The following is an 18734-nucleotide window of genomic DNA, read 5'->3' on the forward strand; positions in this document are numbered from 1 at the left end:
TTATCCCACCATTCCCATTAAGTATACAACTGTGAATATAAATACCCAAACAACGTCGATAAAGTGCCAATAAAGGCTTGCGACGTAATATTTAGGAGCGTTGTATAAGTTTAATCCGCGTTTTGCATTTCGAATCATCAGCGTTGTGATCCAGAGAAGCCCGAAGGCAACGTGCGCACCGTGCGTTCCTACCAATGTGTAAAAGGCTGAACCAAGCGCACTGCTTGTCAACTTAAATTCATATTCATGCATATAATGGTTAAATTCATAAATTTCCAAAATTAAGAATGCAAGACCTAATAATACGGTGACACCAAACCAGAACTGCATTTTGCCAAATTGAAAGTTTTTCATATGATAAATTGCATAGACACTTGTCAAACTGCTTGTTAATAAGAGCATTGTCGCTACAAATACTAATTTGATATCAAAGAGCTCCTGCGTTGAGGCTCCACCAGCGGTGGAATTTCTCAACGCAAGAAACGTAGCAAACAACGTGGCAAACAACACAGTTTCGCCGCCTAAGAAAACCCAAAAACCTATAAACTTATTTTTCCCTTCGAGGGTGGCCTTTTCTGGCTGCTCAGGAAACGTTTCAGCCGTTAATTTTTCTTCTACTTGCATTATGCCCGAACCCCCCCATTATCATCTTTTAAAAGATCCTCTTTATGAATATGGTATCCGTGGTCATCAATAACCGAGCGTAAAAACATCGTACCGAACGTAATGACAAAGCCGATAATCGCAACCGGCACACCCCACGAATAGTCATTGTGGTACATGAGGCCGAAAGCGGCAATGAATAAGCCTAATGAAATAAAAAACGGCAAGATTGAAGAGTTCGGCATATGAATATCACTTAGCGGTTCAGCAGGTGTTAAGCCTTTTTTGCCCTCCATTTTTTCAATCCATAAAGGATCTAATCCTCGAACAAGCGGAGTTTGTTTAAAGTTGTATTCAGGTGGAGGTGATGCGACTGCCCACTCTAGTGAACGTCCATCTTCCCAAGGATCTGCACCTACTTTTTCTCCCTTCACAGAAGTAACCACAACATTGATCAAGAGAACGACTACTGCTACCCCCATCAGAACCGCACCTATTGTACTGATCAAGTTTCCAGTGTCAAAGCCTTGGCCTGATAAGAATGTGAACACGCGGCGCGGCATTCCCATTAAACCAAGGAAATGCTGGATAAAGAACGTTAAATGGAAACCGATGAAAAATAATACAAATGTTATTTTACCAAGCGTCTCATTTAACATTTTTCCAAACATTTTTGGCCACCAATAATGGGCAGCAGCTAAAATAGCAAATACGATACCACCAACGATTACGTAGTGGAAGTGTGCAACAACAAAGTAAGTATCATGGTATTGATAATCGGCTGGAGCAGCAGCGAGCATGACTCCAGTCACACCACCCATAACAAACGAAGGAATAAAGCCGACTGCATAAAGCATCGGTGTCGTAAAGCGGATGCTTCCGCCCCACATCGTAAAGAGCCAGTTAAACACTTTAATTCCTGTCGGCACACCAATTGTCATAGTTGCAACCGCAAAAATCGCATTGGCAATCGGACCAAGACCTGTTGTAAACATGTGGTGCGCCCACACCATGAATCCTAAAAATCCGATCAATACTGTTGCAAACACCATTGATGTATACCCAAACAATCTTTTCCGAGCAAAAGTTGGAATAATTTCCGAAAAAATTCCGAATGCCGGCAAAACTAAAATGTAAACTTCAGGGTGCCCAAAAATCCAGAAAATATGTTCATAAATGATCGTATTCCCGCCTAAAGCCGGATTGAAAAAGTTCCCGCCAAATAAACGGTCAAACATTAAAAGCGCAATTCCAACAGTTAGCGGAGGGAACGCAAACAAAATGAGCGATGATGACACAAATGTAGTCCATGTAAACAATGGCATCCGCATGTATGTCATTCCGGGAGCACGCATATTAATAATCGTAACAATAAAGTTGATCCCGGCGATCAATGTTCCTATACCGGAAATTTGCAGCCCTAGTATATAAAAGTCTACTCCATGTCCAGGAGAATTCAAGGCCACTGATGCGTATGCCGTCCAGCCAGCATCAGGTGCCCCGCCTAAAAACCAGCTTAAATTTAAGAAAACACCGCCAAAGAAAAACAACCAAAAGCCTAAAGAATTCAAAAACGGAAACGCAACGTCACGAGCTCCAATTTGGAGTGGAACAACTGCGTTCATATATGCAAACAATAACGGCGTAGCTGCTAAAAATATCATCGTTGTACCGTGCATTGTCATCAATTCGTTAAACGTACCTGCACTGACAAAGTCATTTTCTGGGATGGCCAATTGAATACGCATTAAAAGCGCTTCAATTCCACCAATTACAAAAAAGAGTCCTCCAGCGATTAAATAAAGGATGGCAATCTTTTTATGGTCAACAGTTGTCAAATAGTCCCAAACCGTTGGCCAGAACCCTTTTTTCCGAGCTAACGTACTCACGATGTAACCTCCCTTTTATAATTAGTGAGCATTACTTTTCAACTGATAGGCTTTGTAAATAATCTGTTAATGCTTGAAGTTCTTCTTCAGTCAACTTACCGTATGTGCCTGTCATTGTGTTGCCAGGTTTATATTTTTCAGGATCTTTCAACCAGTTTTTAATATTTTCTTCATTGTGCTCCAAGATGCCGGCTACTCGTTCACGATCAGCAAAGTTAGCTAAGTTAGGTGCCGTGCGTGCTTGTTCAGGTCGGTTATCAGCTGGTGATACTGCATGGCAGCCGATACAGCCTTTATCTTTGAACACTTGTTCTCCCTGTTTTGCAGACGCTGTTTGAGCAACAGTTTCAGCTTTGAAATTTTTCATTTTATTAATCCAAGAATTAAATTCATCTCGGGAAACCGCCTTCACTTTAAAGTCCATCAATGCGTGAGATGGTCCGCATAATTCAGCACATTTCCCGTAAAAAATGTTTTCAGCTTCCTTCGCACGTTTTGAATCAATTTTTAACCAGAACTGGTTCTCATTATCTGTGTTTGTATCGATTTTACCACCAACTGGAGGAATCCAGAATGAGTGCTTCACATCTGATGCTTTTAAGTTAAAATAAACTTTTTCATCTGTCGGCAAGACTAAATCTTGGCTTGTAATGACTCCATAGCCAGGATATTCAAATTCCCACCAATACAAACTTGCTCTTACATTGACAACAAGAGGATCTTTTCCTCCATTTTTATCGTCTGCCAACGCTTTTTTCATTGGGTCGGTATCCGCCAAATTAAAGGTGGAAGCAACTACCGGAACTGCCAATACAATCAGCAATAATATAGGAATAACAGTCCAAATGATTTCAAGCTTATGGCTTCCTTCCACTTGTACCGGAATTTTATCGCTTCCTTTCCGGCGGAATTTCATTAAGACATAAATAAAAATAATCGTTACGACTGCAACAACAATCACCATGATTGCCGTACTCAACATCATGAGCGAAAATTGTTCATCGGCAACTTCTCCAGCTGGAATCAGCGTGGAAATAAACGGTTCGCCGCAGCCTGACAATACGAGCGTCATGACTGAAAGTAGTAACAAAAGACGCCATTTCAGCTTTTTCATCGCTAAATCAAACCCCTCTTTCTTTGTTAAATCCTGTTCATAAAGAAAAAATGAAGAATTCCTTCTATGAATAAATTCTTATCTAGAAAGAATTACTACCGAACGTTAAATTATTGAAAAGGCAACCATAGCCACAAACAAAATGGTTAAATAGTTAATTGAATAGATAAACATCCACTTAGACCATTTTAAATCATTTTTCATTTTCAGTCCAATTAATGACAAAATCAACCAAATAATGTTCAATACAGTAGCCAAAACGATGAAGCCAATGCCTAGGCTAAACAAATAAAAAGGAAGGGGCAGCAAGCAGGCAACCCAAACAATGATTTGTCTTTTCGTCACCTCAAAGCCATGAACAACTGGAAGCATCGGAATTCCAGCTTTACGGTATTCTTCCGAACGCTTCATCGCAAGTGCCAAGAAATGAGGCGGCTGCCAAATAAACATGATTAGAAATAAAATCCATGCAATGATATTTAAATCATCAACTGCAGCCCATCCAATCAGCGGCGGAACAGCTCCAGCGATGCTGCCGACTACCGTATTGATCGTATATTGGCGTTTTGTCCACATCGTGTATAGCACTATGTAGGAAAACACGCCTAACAAACCAATGACGGCTGCGGAAACAGAAACCATTAGAAGCAAAATCGTTCCAATGGAAATGAAGCCGGTCCCCAGCAGCAATACTTGAAACGAGCTTATACGGCCCGTTACGGTTGGGCGTAATCTTGTTCTTTCCATTACATGGTCAATATCTCTGTCATAAAAATTGTTGATTGCGCAAGATCCAGCAATAATAGCTGCTGTTCCAAGCAATGTAAACACAACAATATCTATATTTTCAAGAAAACTTTTACCGCTGAAATATAATGCCAACCATATTCCGGTAAAAGTGGTGATTAAATTGGAGTTGACGATTCCGATTTTAATTAATGATAAAAAATCTTTCCAAGCGGAAGTTGCCACTTCAATTTCTTGCCGATCGTTTAAAACAACTTCGCCCCTTGTATTACCCAATTGAATGACCTCCTCTGGGACGGCCTCCTATCTGAGACCATTTAGCGTTTGCCTCTATCATATAAAAAAAACACGAGACAAAAAAGCATTCATATAGTATTAAACCATAATTCGTCAATTTTTTGTGTACATTTCGCGAATAAAGTTTGTCGAAATTGTGAAGCGGTTAAAAATAAAATATTTTCCGATTATAATAATAGTTGGTCGAACGTTTCGGCAAAATGCCTTCCCCATAATATTTCTAGCAAACTCCTTTTGAATATTCAAGCTTTTTCTTATTCTACAAGAAACTATTTGTTTCGAAGTTTGATGTTTCTATACCCATTATGGAGTTTCTTTCGGCTTTTTAAACTTATTAAAGATGTTAGAAGGTGAATGAGACATGCACTATTTATTAAAATGGCTTGGCGTCGTGACAACAATCGTCATGCTATTCGTTTTAATTGGCGGAGCACTCGTAACAAAAACAGGATCATCTCAAGGATGCGGCCGGTCTTGGCCGCTTTGCCACGGAAAAGTTCTTCCAGACCCTTTGACATTAGAAACAATCATTGAACTTTCACACCGACTTGTGAGCGGAATTGCAGGAATCCTTGTTTTATGTCTTGTTATTTGGGCTTGGAAAGCGATCGGGCATAAAAAAGAAACAAAGCTGCTTTGTTTTCTGGCCATCTTTTTTATTGTTTTGCAGGCGCTAATCGGTGCTGCAGCTGTCGTATGGGGGCAATCCGATGCCGTTCTTGCACTTCATTTTGGAATTTCCCTCATTTCATTTGCAGCTGTTTTGCTGCTTACTCTGCTGATTTTTGAAGTTGATAAAAAATTTGACGCAGATAATGCTGTCATTGGGAAAAAAATGCGATTTCATATTTATGGCATTATTACTTACAGTTATATTGTCATTTACACAGGTGCATATGTTCGGCATAAAGGCGCAAGTCTAGCTTGTCCAAGCATTCCTTTTTGCAGCGAAAATCGCTTGTTCCCGCAAACCGTCCATGAATGGGTGCAAATGGGCCACCGCTTTGCAGCAGGCTTGCTGTTTATTTGGATTGCGGTTGCCACTATTCATGCGATAAAACATTATAAAGATCAAAAAGTGATGTATTGGGGTTGGATTATAGCTTTCATTCTCATTCTTCTCCAAGCATTATCCGGCATATCCGTGATCTTGTCTGATTTAAATCTTTATCTTGCCTTGGCACATGCTTTATTTATTTCCTGCTTGTTCGGGCTGTTGTGCTATTTTGTTCTTCTTGCAGGCCGGGCAAAAGCTTCGAATGATTAAAAGGCTCTGTCTAAAGCCTTTAGAATTGATGATGGCGGAAATCGGCGAAAGAGCTGATATCCGCCATCTTTTATTTTTTTTTAAGAATGTGGGATGTCATTTTAAAAATCGAAACAATTTTTCCCTGATTGACGATGGAAAGTTTTCCAAACGAATCTTTTAATCAAGACTGTAAATGTCTTTATATTTCTTTTCTAAATACTGAATAAAATATGCCGGATTCAACGATTCGCCAGTCGCATCCTTTAATATTTCCAGCGGTTTTTTCATTTTGCCATATAGATGAACATGTTTTGTCAGCCAGCTTTGAATTTGCTGAAATTCTCCGTTTTCAATAAGTTCTTCAACATTCGAAAGATCCTGCTCCATTTTTTGCATCAATTGCGTTGCATACATATATCCTAAAGCATATGAAGGGAAATAGCCAAAGCTTCCTCCCGCCCAATGAACATCTTGAAGCACCCCGTTTCCATCATGATCTGGAGCAATACCTAAATATTCGCTATATTTATCATTCCAAACTTTTGGAAGATCAGACACATCCAAATTTCCTTCAAACAGCAATTTTTCTATTTCATAGCGTACAATGATATGAAGACAATATGTCAATTCATCTGCTTCAATACGGATCAGCGATGGTTTAACTTCATTGATCGCTCTGTAAAAATCATTTAAAGAAACCCCAGTAAATTGGTTTGGAGCATACGTTTTAAGTTGGTTGTAATATCGCTTCCAGAAATGATAGTTTCGCCCAATTAAATTTTCATAAAATAATGATTGAGATTCATGAATCCCCATTGAAGCGCCGTCAGCAAGAGGAGTTCCTTCCAGTTCTTCATTTATGTTTTGCTCATAAATCGCATGTCCGGCTTCATGAATGGTTCCGAAAACGGCCGTTCGAAAATCTGTTTCATCATACTTTGTTGTAATTCGAACATCGCCCCGGTTCATTCGAATTTCAAAAGGATGGACGGTTTCATCAAGGCGGCCGGCATCAAAATTGTAGCCTATTTCCTTTAAAATATATTCGGAAAACTTTCGCTGTTTTTCTTTCGGAAACGGTTTGTGCAAAAACGAAACGTCGATTTTTTTTGATGATTGTACAATTTGTTGTACTAATGGGACGATATGTTTTTTTAGCTCTGCAAAAACCTTGTCAAGCGTCTCCACAGTTATTCCTGGTTCATACAAATGAAGGAGCGTATTATATTTATGTCCCTTATAGCCCCAATAGGAAATAAACTTTTTATTGAATTCTATTAATTTTTCTAAATAAGGAGCAAACTGATTGAAATCTGCATTTGCTTTCGCTTCTTCCCAAACTGATTCGCTTTTTGATTGGAGAATGACATATTCTTTATATTCCTCTTTCGGAATCTTAATGTTTTTTTCATACTCCTCTCTGCATTCCTGAAGAGCTTTCTTTGTCACCGAAGAGAGATTGTCATAAACATGTTTTTCTGTTAATTCATCAAGAAACTCTTTCATAGTATCTGAAACGGACATCTGGAACCACTCTTCAGAAAGAATGCCGATTGTTTCAGCTCGCCGCTCCAATCCATTTTTCGGCGCACCCGTCCGTAAATCCCAATACATTAAATTTAATGCTTCTTCATAGCTTTCCATTTTCTTTAAGTAATCGAAAAATTTTTGTTCTTTTTCTTTTAAGCCCATTTTGATCATCCCCTTCTTCCAATTGAAAATATATTTCAGCTCGGTTTGACAGGCAACGCTTTTACGACCTCCGAAACAATATTTTCTCCCTCATCTTTGCTGATAAAAATCGTTACAGTACCATGGTCATCTTTCGTACGAAGGAGGCGTCCAACCCCTTGCTTCAGCCGCAGTATCATATACGGAAGATCCACTTCATAAAAAGGATCTGTTGCGGATTTTCGTTTCGCATCAAATACAGGATCATCCGGCGGGAATGGCAGCGACCAAATGATCACATGTTCAAGCGACGGTCCTGGAACGTCAAGCCCCTCCCATAAATGCACAGCGCACAAAACGGTTTCCGGATCTCTTTCAAAAGATGCCACTAATTCGCTGATTTCATAATCTCCTTCAAATAAACATGAATGCCAAAAGCTTGGTAAATGTTTTTTTAAGAAAAGCAGCTCCTCTTTCGTTCTGCATAAAATTAACGTGCGCCCTTTGTTTGATTTTATGACAGATTCCGTCCAGTTCAATTTTTCCTCGCTCGTACCTTTTTTTACAAACACTTTCATATTTTTTTCATAGTCAAAAGGAGAGGAAACGGAGAATGATAGATAATCTTTTATACCAAGGCTATTCGCCAAATAAGCAAACGATCCGTTTTGATCCGATAAAGTGGCTGATGAAAAGATATAAGGTATTTTATGAGAAAACACTTTTTCTTTTAAAATATCTTCTATCCTTTGCGGCATGATCACAAAAGAAGATGACGCGACGTTTTGTTCAAGCCAGGTAATTGTGTTGTCAAATTGTAAAAACAAGCGAAAAGAAAATTCCATTTGATCAAGGTATTCTTCCACAATCTTTAAGCTATATTCATCAATGGTATATAGTTCACTTTCAAAAACTAAAGCTTCAGACAGCTGGTTCAATCGTTCGTACAAATTTCCGGCCGCTTCTAACAAATCGTCTGTTCTCGTGATTGTCATCCGATTGGAGCCTTCCTTTTGATGTGCACTTTTAAACAGCATATGAAAAAAATGATCGTTCGCTAAAAGCGCTTCTTCGACCATTTCAGCAAGTTGTTCACGAATGTTGTTCTTTAAAATTTTTTCTAAATATGCTGCTAGCGTTTCTTTTTTCACTTGATACGTAAGTGCCTTTTGAGCCGCAAATTCTAATAAATGGCCTTCATCAAACACGACGCAGCTGTGCTCTGGGAGAAGCGGGAGCTGTCCTTCACGTTTCCGGGATTCTTTCGTCCAAATATGCTCCATATAAAAATCATGGGAGCAAACGATTAAATCCTTCGCCTTCCGATAATAATCGCGGGAAAGAATTAAGCCGCACCGATGTCTTTTGCTGCATGACAAACAGTTTTTAAAAGGATCCCAGCTGATTTTTTCCCATTTTTCATCGGAAAAAAACGGGTATTGCTTCCGGTCTCCATAATGATAGTAAGATTGCCATCCGCTCTGATCATGCACGAATTCAGGGAGAGATTCATAAAGATCAAAAAAGTCCTCATCATCGTCCATTCCAAGCAAATCCTCAAGCTTGTCCAAACATAAATATTGGTTCATCGATTTTGCCAATCGCACATCCACTTTTAGACCTAGAGCTTCTTCAAGCTTTTTTATATCCCCTTGTTTTTTGACAAGCTGTTCAATTAAAGCTTCGTCCGCACAGGCAATGACGGCAGGTCTTCCGGTATATCGCGCATATGCAATCGCATAAAGCAAATAAACAATCGTTTTTCCTGTCCCTACTCCCGCTTCCGCAAACATAACTTTCTTTTCTTTAAAAGCTCTGTCAAGCTGGAAAGCCATAAAAATTTGTTCGTCGCGCAATTCAAAGCCTTTTTCAGGCAAAATATCATACAGAACATCACCGATCCATTTGTTTAACGCTTCATAAAAACTTTCATTTTTTGTCAGCGGGAAAGGTAAACCTTGAAACATCATGACTCCAACCTCCGTGATTATTCATAGAGTAAAATTATTTCACTTATTACGCTTAACGTCAATATCTTTTCTGGCAGCGCGCGATTCAATTAAAATCATGTCAACCTCGCTTATGCAGGAAGCGAGCGGTAAGGTTTGAAGCATAAGCGATTGACTCGGTTGAAACGAAATCATTTAAAAACAGAAAAAACTTCCCATTTTCAGGGAAGCCGTTTCTCTCGAACGGAAAGAGATCCGTGAAAAATAGCCTTTTTCAATTGCCCTTCCGCTTCAAAGATTTGACTGAGCGCTTTTTCTGTTGAACCTCTTTCTACCAATGCAGTATACGTATTTTTTAATGCGCGAGAAATAATCGCATATTCTTCCTTTGTCATAAATCAACCAACCCCGTATAAATTTTATCCATTTTAATTTATGCAGAGCTGGTATTATTTATGCTTTTTTGGGCGGTTTAGGTCCCCAATACTGATAATAGTGCGTTTCGATAAACCCGTTAAAAAGTTTCCGTTTTTTTGTCGCCTTTTTTCCGTAAAACTGTTCAAAGTTTTTATTGCTAGTCAAAATGTAAATCGACCAAGTATCTAACAGCGAGAATGTTTTCCCCATTTCCTTATATAATTGCTCCACTTCTTCTCGTTCTCCGAGTCGCTCACCATACGGTGGATTCCCGACTATTACCCCAAATTCCTTCACTGTACGTAAATCTTTAACTTGCATTTGTTTAAAAGTAATGACATCCGAAAGCCCGGCCTCCATGGCATTTTCTTTTGAAATCTCAATCATTTTATGATCAATGTCCGTCCCGATGCAGTCGAGGCGAATATCATATTTAGCTAAATCCTCTGCTTCTTCTCTTGCCCTTCTCCATACATCCTTGCCGATCCAGTCCCATTGCTCTGAAATAAAATCTCTATTGAAGCCGGGCGCGATATTTTGCCCAATTAACGCCGCTTCAATCGGAATCGTACCTGAACCACAAAATGGATCAAAGAAAGGTCTGTCAGGAGTCCAATTCGTTAGCAAAATAAGTGCAGCAGCGAGCGTTTCTTTTAAAGGGGCATTTCCTTTTCGAGCGCGATATCCTCGTTTATGGAGGCCGTCTCCGCTCGTATCAATGGTCAGTGTAGCAATGTCTTTATGTAAAGAGATCTCAATCTTGTAAACCGCCCCTGTCTCTTCTAACCAATCGGTCGTTTTTCGGTACTGCTGCTTCAATTTTTCAACTATTGCTTTTTTCACAATTTTCTGGCAGTCAGAAACACTTGCCAGTTTTGATTTCACCGATTTTCCGATGACAGGAAATTGAGCGTTTTCAGGCAAAAATTCCGCCCAATCAATGGCTTTCGTTTTTTCAAACAGTTCTTCAAATGTCGTCGCCGGAAATTCAGCCACTTTTAATTTCACTCGATCAGCCGTTCTAAGCCATAAATTCGCTCGGCAAATCGCCAGTTCATCGCCTTCAAACGTTACTTTTCCGTTTTCCACTTTGCATGTATATCCTAGATTGCGCACTTCTGATGCAACAATCGCTTCAATTCCCATTGCAGCTGTTGCAATCAATGTAAACCGTTTGCTCATTTTTTCACCTGTCTTTTTCAGAAAATAAAAGCTCTCCAAATGGAGAGCACGAAAAATTGCGGTTTATTCCATAACGTTCTGTAAGCCATGTTTTGTCCCCATGCAGCTTGTACATGGGTGGTAATCATCTATCTACAGAAGGGTTTTAGCCCTTCTGTCCTTCTCCTCGTTCATTTCCTCAGAGAAGGTGCCCCTACCATCATTTGGGTTTCTCGCTCGTGGGGTTTACCGCGTTCCACTCTTGCGATTTCTCGCAAGACTACGTCACTGTGGCACTTTCAGGGTAATAGTGCCATACTAATCAATAGCTTAGGCACGTTCCCCGCCGTCAGCCGAAAAGGCTGCCCTAGCTTATGGTTTCGCTAGGCACGAACACTACGGGCATCTCAGCACCGTGCGAGCATGGACTTTCCTCTACAACGGATGATCCGTTGCAGCGATTACCCGAACGTTATGCTAAACCGCATTATGTAGTATAGTGAAAATGAATAAAAAATTCAAGTGGCATCCATGAACATTATTCATATAATTTGCTTCCAAATACATGTTTTTCTAAATTCGATAAACGCTTCAAAATGTCAAAGTTCGTTGTATTCGCCTGCATCGTCGGTTGTTTTTTCGATGCTTCTTCGAGCTGCTTTTTCAGCCGCATATTTTCCTGCCGCAACTGTTCGATCTCCTGGTAAAACGTTTCGTAATCTTTAATGATAATATCTAAAAATTTATCAACTTCTTCTTGTTTATAACCGCGCATCGAAGTTTTAAACTCTTTTTCCAAAATTTCTTTCGCCGTTAATCTAATTTTATCTGAAATCAACTCGGTTCACCTCAATCGTCAGAAGTCCTCCTAGGCTATATTTTTTCAAACTTCCTGATTAATGTCAATTTATTCTTTATGGTAATAACATGTCTCCATCCTATTATGGGAAAAAATGAAGCCTTCAGAGGTTTAAAAATAATGATTATAAACGGAAGGAGCTGGTTACTCAGCCCCTTCTCAAAGATTATCTCGGAAACGGACCAGGTCCCATGCACTGAAAATGTTGATGTGACACGTTATTTACCGCAGATTGAGTATGCGGGAAATAATGCAAATGTTGATACATTTGATGATTAACATTTGTTGTATGAATTGGATGGATATGAGGAACGATTGTTGTTGAATGTGTATGATTGACGCAGCATTTCGTCGGATGAACAATCGGCTGAAGAACGTTCGGTCTGCATTTCATATTATATAACTCCTTCCTTTTTATTATTTTTACAATACTAGCCTATGAATATAAAAGTGTACATGTACTAATTCAAATACCTATTTTCAAAAAAAAGCAGGCGCGATATTTATCATGTATAGGCATTTCCTTCATAACCGATTGATTAAGGCACTATAGTGAACTACCCTCCACTTACCACCCTTGCGGGTCGCTTGAAGTGGGGGCTTCTCGGGTAATCCTATCTAACGATAAGAAATTGACCGAGCTTACCCTCTCGTTCCGAAAGTTATTATTCTTTATGCTAATATGCGTAATCCTTCATTTTTGATATTGATTGCTGAATTGTGATCACGATCTAATACAAAACCGCAAGAACATTCATATACACGTTTAGATAATGGCATTTCTTTTTCCTTGCCACAACAAGAACATTTCTTAGTAGAAGGGAACCACTTATCGATTTTTACAAGTTGTTTCCCTTGTTCTTTTAGCTTGTATTCTAAGAAAGTAGTGAACATACCCCAGCCATTATCATGAACACTTTTTCCAAAATTGAGGGCTTGAGACATTCCTTTCATGTCTAAGTCCTCAATGATAACTGCGTCATAGGTTGATGCTAATTCTTTTGATTTATGGTGAAGAAAATTCTTGCGTTGATTGGCAATTTTCTCTTGTAACTTTGCTACTTTCAAACGTTGTTTTTCCCAACGTGCAGAACCTTTTTTTCTGCGAGAAAGAATTCGTTGTGCTTTTGCCAGTTTGTCTAATGCTTGTCGATAGTACCGTGGGTAATTGGCTTTCTCACCCTGTTCACTCTCGACATATAGACCGTCCATAGCAAAATCTAAGCCAACTACTTTTTGAATCTTTACTGACTGAATATCTTTCTCGTATTCTGTCAAAATCGAAATATAATATTTACCTGTCTTTGTTTTAGAAATAGTACAAGATTTGATTTTATAATCAGCAGGTATTTCTCTATGTCGGTTCATTTTCATTGGCTTTTTGATTTTTGGTAGTTTGATATGACCATTTTCTAGCTTAATATTGCCGTTGACCATATTGGTTGTGTAAGATTGTTTATTTTTCTTGCTTTTGAATTTAGGAAACTCCGCACGACCTTCAAAAAAGTTCTTATAAGCATTTTGCAAATTGATCTGTGCGTTTGCTAAAGCTAAAGAATCCACTTCTTTTAGGAATGGAAATTCATCTTTGTATTTCGCTGGTGTCGGGAATGCTTGTTGTTTAAGCGTTTCTTTATCGTTTTTGAATTTCTCATACGTTTCCTTACGTTCTTCCAGCATCTTATTGTAGACAAAGCGAACACAACCAAATGTTTTGGCTAATTGGATTTTCTGTTCTTTATTCGGATACAAACGAAATTTGAAGGCTTTGTTTTGTTTGGCCATATCAAATCACCTCACTTCTGACCTTGATTTTCAATGTATTTTTTTATGACTTCTATTGGTGCACCGCCTGTTGTAAGCAGGCAAAAGCTTCTTGACCAAAACATCTCTTTCCATAGTCTTTTTCGGATATGAGGAAAGTTTTTCTTTATCAGTCGAGAACTTGCACTCTTATAAGTATTGATGAACTTCGATAATTCAGAATTAGGATGTGCTTTGAATAGGATGTGGATATGATCCTTATCATGATTCCACTCTGTCAAAGTAATGTTGTATTTTTTTCCGATCTCAATGAACATATCTTTTGCAAAATCAGATATTTCATCGGTGAACACTTCTCTGCGATACTTTACAACTAATACAAGATGATAATGTAATAGGAACACTGAATGATTATTACTATCCAATTTCATTGATATATCAATCCTTTTTTATATATAAGACTGATTATATCAAAACCTTTGGCTAAAGCCAACCGAAATTCATCTCCCACCTACTCATTGGGCTACGCCCTGCACATTCCTTGAGGATGGGAGACTTCTTTCGGAAATCCGTTAAAATTTTTTGAATCGAGTAGGAGGGAGCGATTAACTCCCGTCCTCTCACACCACCGTACGTACGGTTCCGTATACGGCGGTTCAATTAAGATAATTGACGCAAGTCTTTATAACTTCCGTGAATAGCTGTTCTCTTTATGCCAGTGGTCACTCCACCCTCCAAGAGATCTCCCACGGGATTCACCGCTTCCTCCCTCAAGTGAGGTACTACGTTTTCTGTGTTCATCATGACTCACTGAATGCCAAGGGCTATTCTCTCTTAATTGTTCGGTCCTTCTTAGTTGTTCTAGACCAACTAATACTATGACCTCTGCTGACTTCTGACGGTTCAGCTACTTATCACTAAGTAGGTTATGAAGCGTACTTCACATATCCACCAGACCTCCCCGGGTAAGTACATGCACTTTCACACCATCTATCCGCCTCATTTACTCGATATGACCTTCGACAGAAAGAGCTTTGTTTTGTTTTGCAAACTCACTCAATCATACCTAGCCTTATATGAGGTTCGTGTTCCTCGGACCGGTGTTTTGCCTCCAGCTTCCTTCAGATTCCGCGTCACCACGGACACCCTTGCTCTTGGCTAACCTCTACTTCTGTCTTCGGGGTTCGGGACTTACACCCTATAGTTCATGTACATGCCGGGCGCACAAGAGAAAGACCTTCTTGTTCGATGGAAGGTCTTGCTAGTCAATCTTTCTCTTTAATTTTTTATATTTGACAGAAAAAGCATCTAATAGGCGATGCCGTTTTTTCTCGTATATAATACCAAAATATGTTACCGCCGGCATCTATTCCTTTTAACAAATCCTTATATTTAGACGGTTGTGATCGAGTAATTGTTTCATCTTTCTCCCAAATCTTCCAACTTATTTTTTTTCTTTTCCAGCCTCCATTTTCTTTTCAGCAGCTCTTCTTTTTGTGTTGAATGATTGGATACTCCCATTCTTTCCAGCTGTTTCAAAATTTGAATCGCTTCGTTTGTGTCCATATATGCAGCATCAATATTTTTTTCATGATGCTCATAAAATTTGGCCAGTTCGACTAAAGCTTTTATTTTCAAAAAGCCTTGTCCATGTTTTTTAATTTCGCTCCATAGTTTCACTGCCTCATCCAAACGTCCGTTTCGTTTTGCCAGCATTGCCATTTCAAATTTCGCCTTGAGGTGAAGGCTGTTTGACTGCTCGTTTATTTTCGCATATGAAAAATAAGCAAGCTTTTCATTTCCTTGAGCTTGAAACCATCTTGCCATTTCAAACAGTTCTTTATCATCATGGTTGTCATCGGGAAACAAAAGCTTTTTTGACAAATGAATATAAAGTGAAATTAAGGAGAGAATATCCATCTCATTATGCTGAAAAATTCCGATCACACTATCAGGATTTGGGTCTTTCAAAAAATGATGGTAAAGGATCGGCGCTAAATAGCCGGGAGTATCTTCCTTTCGGTTCACTTGCAAAATATCTTTTTCAACATTTGATAATTTTACCGACTCTAATCTATTTTTCCAGAGACGTCTAGCTGCATGATATAAATCAAAATGGCCGTACTCAGGCAATTGCGGCACCATATTGCGAATGAGAGTATGCCTCGTTTTCACCTGAGGCCAATCAAATGCTTTTCCATTGTATGTGACTAATGTTTTTATATTTACTTCACTTAAAAACCGCTGATATAAAGCAACCTCATGGCCAGGAGCAGGCAAAAAAAGCTGTTTGATCACCACTTTATCGAATAATATTCGCGCAAATCCAAGTAAAAAGATCATATTGCCTGCTCCGCCCTTTAAACCAGTCGTTTCCGTATCGAAAAAGAAAAGTTCATAAGGTTTATGCCCTTTTGCTGATAGCGGATGCTCCATTTCATTGTCATTCCAGTATTCTACAACATCAATTACTTCGCTCAATTCATACAATCCATGGCGATAATTGAGCGGATATTCTACTTCACGGATGAGAATATATTGGCCATCAAAGAAAAACGGCTTGACTCCAACGCTTTCCCAGCGTTTTAAGTATGGAATCTCTATATCCTGTTCCTTTTTCAATACGTCTTCATGAACGATATGATTTTTTAATCTGTTTAATTTTTGTTTTATGGACATAAAATCTGTCCTTTCTTTATATATTGAAGCAGCCGAAGCGCCGCCTCCTTTCTTCCGCTCGATTCTCCATCAAGACCGATGCAGGAAGGACAGCCATCATCGCATTTACAGTTTGTCACCATTTCTTCCGTTCTTTCAAGCAAGCTTTCAAACTCATCAAATACTTTCTTCGCAAGCCCAACTCCGCCTGGATATCGGTCATACAAATAGATGGTCGGTTTTCCGTTGTGAATGGATTTCACTTGAAATACAACGTCAAGATCGTTTGGATCGCACATTGCTGCAAGAGCACTCACATATTTTAAAGCATGGCTGATGCCGACTAAAGCTTTTTCCATTTGTTCTTCCGATAAAACAGAAAAAACGTCATTTTTAAAGCTAATCCAAGCACCTGTTGTATGAAGCTCTTCCTCCGGCAGATGAATAGGACCAGAACCAATGTTCTCATGTGTGCCAAATTTGATTTTTTTAAATATCGTCGGTTGGGCAAGCACCATGACATCACCAAATCCAATCTCCATGCTCTTGCTTTCCTTTTCCTGATCCACCTCAAGCACCTTTAATTGAACAGCTAGGTTCGCATCCGTAAAATAGTCAACATTGACTTCAGAAACATATGCTTTTTTTTCTTCCCAATCGAGCTTTTCAACCTGAAATTGCCTTCCTTCATGCAAATAGATCGCTTCTTCATGAAGCATCGTCATGGCGCTGAATCGGTCCATTTCCCCGATGACATTTGCGCCATTTGTAGTGTCAATAATTACGACATTTTCTTGAGAAGCAGAACGCAAGCTGATCCCATGTGCAGGAAACGAATCGCTCATCCAATACCATCTGCCTCCGTTTTCGTAAAGAACGCCTTCCTCTTTCAGAAAATCAAGTATATCGTCAACCTCCACCCCGTCTAACGTTTCACCTGACTGAAATGGAAGCTCAAACGCCGAACATTTTATATGATCTACGAGAATGATTAAGTTATCTGGATGAATGATCGCACTTTCCGGATTTTTTTCAAACAAATATTCTGGATGCTTTAAAATATATTGATCTAATGGACTCGATCCTCCGACGAGAATAATTGCTGCTTCCTCTTCCCTTCTGCCCGCCCGGCCTGATTGCTGCCACGCGCTGGCAATCGATCCGGGGTATCCTGTCATAATGCAAACCTGCAGCTGACCGATATCAACCCCTAGCTCCAAAGCATTGGTGCTGACGACACCTTTAATTTTTCCCTCTCTAAGGCCTTTTTCAATTTCCCTTCGCTGCTTCGGCAAATAACCTCCGCGATATCCGCGTATCGTTTTCGATCCCAATTCCTTTTTCGTCATCTCTTGCAGATACGTTAAAATAATTTCAACCCTTGTCCGGCTTCTAGCAAACACAATCGTTTGAATGTCGTTTTTTAAAAATTCTTTCGCAATCTCTTTTACATCAATCATGGCGCTTCTGCGGATATTGAGAGGCTTGTTAACAACAGGCGGATTGTAAAAGATGAAATGTTTTTTGCTTCTTGGGGCTCCGTTTCGATCAATAAGAACCGCTTTCTCTCCAATCAATGTTTCAGCAAATTCCAACGGATTTGCAATCGTTGCCGACGTACATATAAATTGAACGTCGCTTCCGTAAAATCGGCAAATTCTCTTCAGCCTTCTGATTACATTCGCAACATGGCTTCCAAATACTCCGCGATATGTATGCAATTCATCGATGACGACATATTTTAAGTTTTCAAAAAGCGACACCCATTTCGTATGATGCGGTAAAATGCCTGAATGCAGCATATCAGGATTTGTCATAACAATATGACCAGCTTTTCGAATCTTTTGACGGATCGTTGGAGAAGTATCTCCATCGTATGTATAGCAATTTATCTCCGTTTTTATTCCTTCAATCCATTCATTCAGTTCGCTTTTTTGATCCTGAGCTAGCGCCTTTGTCGGAAAAAGATATAATGCTCTCGTGTTATTGTTTTTTAATATTGCGTTTAAAACAGGCAAATTGTAGCACAACGTTTTTCCTGACGCTGTCGGGGTTACAGCGACAATGTTGTGATGATTTAACGCTAATTCAAACGCTTCTTTTTGATGACTGTATAATTGTTCAATTCCTTTTTTCTTCAACATTTCCTTCAATCGGTTATCCATATCTTCTGGAAAAGGAACTGTGATTGCTTCTTTTTCAGGTATTGTGTGCCAATATACAATCTGATCCCGAAAACGCTCGTCATGTCTAAAATCATGGATGACTTTTTCAAAAGGTTTCCGCCCAAGCATGACCCATTCCTCCTCGAATTCACTACATCTATTCTAACGAATAAACGTTCGTAAATAAAGCA

Annotated in this window: 15 protein-coding genes and 1 other RNA gene; 1 reads left to right on the plus strand and 15 read right to left on the minus strand. The window is 39.3% G+C overall.

The annotated features are described in order from the left end of the window. The 4 genes from ctaE to cyoE all read right to left on the minus strand — a co-directional run bounded on the left by ctaE (position 1) and on the right by cyoE (position 4584). Positions 1 to 624, minus strand: coding sequence for a cytochrome c oxidase subunit III (ctaE, locus tag NSU19_RS11940; RefSeq protein ID WP_339196679.1), 624 nt, complete (start codon positions 622 to 624; stop codon positions 1 to 3). Next, positions 624 to 2492 carry a cytochrome c oxidase subunit I gene (gene ctaD, locus NSU19_RS11945; protein WP_339196681.1) on the minus strand — a complete coding sequence of 623 codons (1869 nt, stop codon included), beginning with the start codon at positions 2490 to 2492 and terminating at the stop codon, positions 624 to 626. Before ctaD ends, ctaE begins: the two co-directional genes overlap by 1 nt. Before the next feature lie 31 nt (positions 2493 to 2523). Continuing rightward, on the minus strand, positions 2524 to 3606 hold the full coding sequence (gene coxB / locus NSU19_RS11950; protein WP_063388529.1) for a cytochrome c oxidase subunit II: 1083 nt from the start codon (positions 3604 to 3606) through the stop codon (positions 2524 to 2526). Positions 3607 to 3711: 105 nt separating this feature from the next. Beyond that, positions 3712 to 4584, minus strand: coding sequence for a heme o synthase (cyoE, locus tag NSU19_RS11955; protein ID WP_339195788.1), 873 nt, complete (start codon positions 4582 to 4584; stop codon positions 3712 to 3714). A gap of 427 nt (positions 4585 to 5011) precedes the next feature. On the opposite strand from cyoE, the gene NSU19_RS11960 reads away from it, so the two are divergent. Continuing rightward, on the plus strand, positions 5012 to 5917 hold the full coding sequence (locus NSU19_RS11960; protein ID WP_063388531.1) for a heme A synthase: 906 nt from the start codon (positions 5012 to 5014) through the stop codon (positions 5915 to 5917). 159 nt (positions 5918 to 6076) lie between these two features. On the opposite strand, the gene NSU19_RS11965 is transcribed toward NSU19_RS11960, so the two are convergent. The 11 genes from NSU19_RS11965 to NSU19_RS12015 form a co-directional block, all read right to left on the minus strand. After that, positions 6077 to 7600, minus strand: a complete 1524-nt coding sequence (locus tag NSU19_RS11965; protein ID WP_144597730.1) for a carboxypeptidase M32 — start codon at positions 7598 to 7600, stop codon at positions 6077 to 6079. 26 nt (positions 7601 to 7626) lie between these two features. Continuing rightward, the gene (locus NSU19_RS11970) at positions 7627 to 9537 is read right to left on the minus strand and encodes an ATP-dependent DNA helicase (RefSeq protein WP_339200021.1); all 1911 of its coding nucleotides are present in this window, start codon (positions 9535 to 9537) and stop codon (positions 7627 to 7629) included. Between the two features lie 203 nt (positions 9538 to 9740). Continuing rightward, positions 9741 to 9914 (minus strand): hypothetical protein, encoded by a 174-nt coding sequence (locus NSU19_RS11975; protein ID WP_157728005.1) that lies wholly within the window; start codon positions 9912 to 9914, stop codon positions 9741 to 9743. A 58-nt stretch (positions 9915 to 9972) separates the two neighbouring features. Next, a complete protein-coding gene (locus NSU19_RS11980) occupies positions 9973 to 11118 on the minus strand; it encodes a class I SAM-dependent RNA methyltransferase (RefSeq protein WP_339196684.1) in 1146 nt (381 codons plus the stop codon). A gap of 76 nt (positions 11119 to 11194) precedes the next feature. Continuing rightward, an RNA gene (rnpB, locus tag NSU19_RS11985) (RNase P RNA component class B) lies at positions 11195 to 11570 on the minus strand. 65 nt (positions 11571 to 11635) lie between these two features. Further along, positions 11636 to 11935 carry a cell division regulator GpsB gene (gene gpsB, locus NSU19_RS11990; RefSeq protein WP_063388535.1) on the minus strand — a complete coding sequence of 100 codons (300 nt, stop codon included), beginning with the start codon at positions 11933 to 11935 and terminating at the stop codon, positions 11636 to 11638. A gap of 187 nt (positions 11936 to 12122) precedes the next feature. Continuing rightward, on the minus strand, positions 12123 to 12350 hold the full coding sequence (locus NSU19_RS11995) for a CotD family spore coat protein (protein WP_063388536.1): 228 nt from the start codon (positions 12348 to 12350) through the stop codon (positions 12123 to 12125). A gap of 278 nt (positions 12351 to 12628) precedes the next feature. Then, the gene (locus tag NSU19_RS12000; RefSeq protein ID WP_003353586.1) at positions 12629 to 13741 is read right to left on the minus strand and encodes an RNA-guided endonuclease TnpB family protein; all 1113 of its coding nucleotides are present in this window, start codon (positions 13739 to 13741) and stop codon (positions 12629 to 12631) included. 11 nt (positions 13742 to 13752) lie between these two features. Further along, positions 13753 to 14151, minus strand: coding sequence for an IS200/IS605 family transposase (gene tnpA, locus NSU19_RS12005; RefSeq protein ID WP_094245197.1), 399 nt, complete (start codon positions 14149 to 14151; stop codon positions 13753 to 13755). A gap of 988 nt (positions 14152 to 15139) precedes the next feature. Continuing rightward, positions 15140 to 16399 carry a ribonuclease H-like domain-containing protein gene (locus NSU19_RS12010; protein ID WP_311066258.1) on the minus strand — a complete coding sequence of 420 codons (1260 nt, stop codon included), beginning with the start codon at positions 16397 to 16399 and terminating at the stop codon, positions 15140 to 15142. Continuing rightward, positions 16390 to 18672, minus strand: a complete 2283-nt coding sequence (locus tag NSU19_RS12015; RefSeq protein ID WP_339196686.1) for a DEAD/DEAH box helicase — start codon at positions 18670 to 18672, stop codon at positions 16390 to 16392. Before NSU19_RS12015 ends, NSU19_RS12010 begins: the two co-directional genes overlap by 10 nt. Positions 18673 to 18734 lie beyond the last annotated feature (62 nt).

The organism is Aeribacillus sp. FSL k6-2211 (genome assembly GCF_037966125.1).
Lineage (GTDB): Bacteria > Bacillota > Bacilli > Bacillales > Aeribacillaceae > Aeribacillus > Aeribacillus composti.

Excerpts from the sequence above, each read along its gene's own strand:
- tnpA (WP_094245197.1), bottom strand. The coding sequence starts at position 14,151 with ATGAAATTGGATAGTAATAATCATTCAGTGTTCCTATTACATTATCAT.
- NSU19_RS11975 (WP_157728005.1), bottom strand. The coding sequence starts at position 9,914 with ATGACAAAGGAAGAATATGCGATTATTTCTCGCGCATTAAAAAATACG.
- NSU19_RS11960 (WP_063388531.1), top strand. The coding sequence starts at position 5,012 with ATGCACTATTTATTAAAATGGCTTGGCGTCGTGACAACAATCGTCATG.
- NSU19_RS12010 (WP_311066258.1), bottom strand. The coding sequence starts at position 16,399 with ATGTCCATAAAACAAAAATTAAACAGATTAAAAAATCATATCGTTCAT.
- coxB (WP_063388529.1), bottom strand. The coding sequence starts at position 3,606 with ATGAAAAAGCTGAAATGGCGTCTTTTGTTACTACTTTCAGTCATGACG.
- NSU19_RS11995 (WP_063388536.1), bottom strand. The coding sequence starts at position 12,350 with ATGAAATGCAGACCGAACGTTCTTCAGCCGATTGTTCATCCGACGAAA.
- NSU19_RS12000 (WP_003353586.1), bottom strand. The coding sequence starts at position 13,741 with ATGGCCAAACAAAACAAAGCCTTCAAATTTCGTTTGTATCCGAATAAA.
- NSU19_RS12015 (WP_339196686.1), bottom strand. The coding sequence starts at position 18,672 with ATGCTTGGGCGGAAACCTTTTGAAAAAGTCATCCATGATTTTAGACAT.
- NSU19_RS11965 (WP_144597730.1), bottom strand. The coding sequence starts at position 7,600 with ATGATCAAAATGGGCTTAAAAGAAAAAGAACAAAAATTTTTCGATTAC.
- NSU19_RS11980 (WP_339196684.1), bottom strand. The coding sequence starts at position 11,118 with ATGAGCAAACGGTTTACATTGATTGCAACAGCTGCAATGGGAATTGAA.
- ctaE (WP_339196679.1), bottom strand. The coding sequence starts at position 624 with ATGCAAGTAGAAGAAAAATTAACGGCTGAAACGTTTCCTGAGCAGCCA.
- NSU19_RS11970 (WP_339200021.1), bottom strand. The coding sequence starts at position 9,537 with ATGTTTCAAGGTTTACCTTTCCCGCTGACAAAAAATGAAAGTTTTTAT.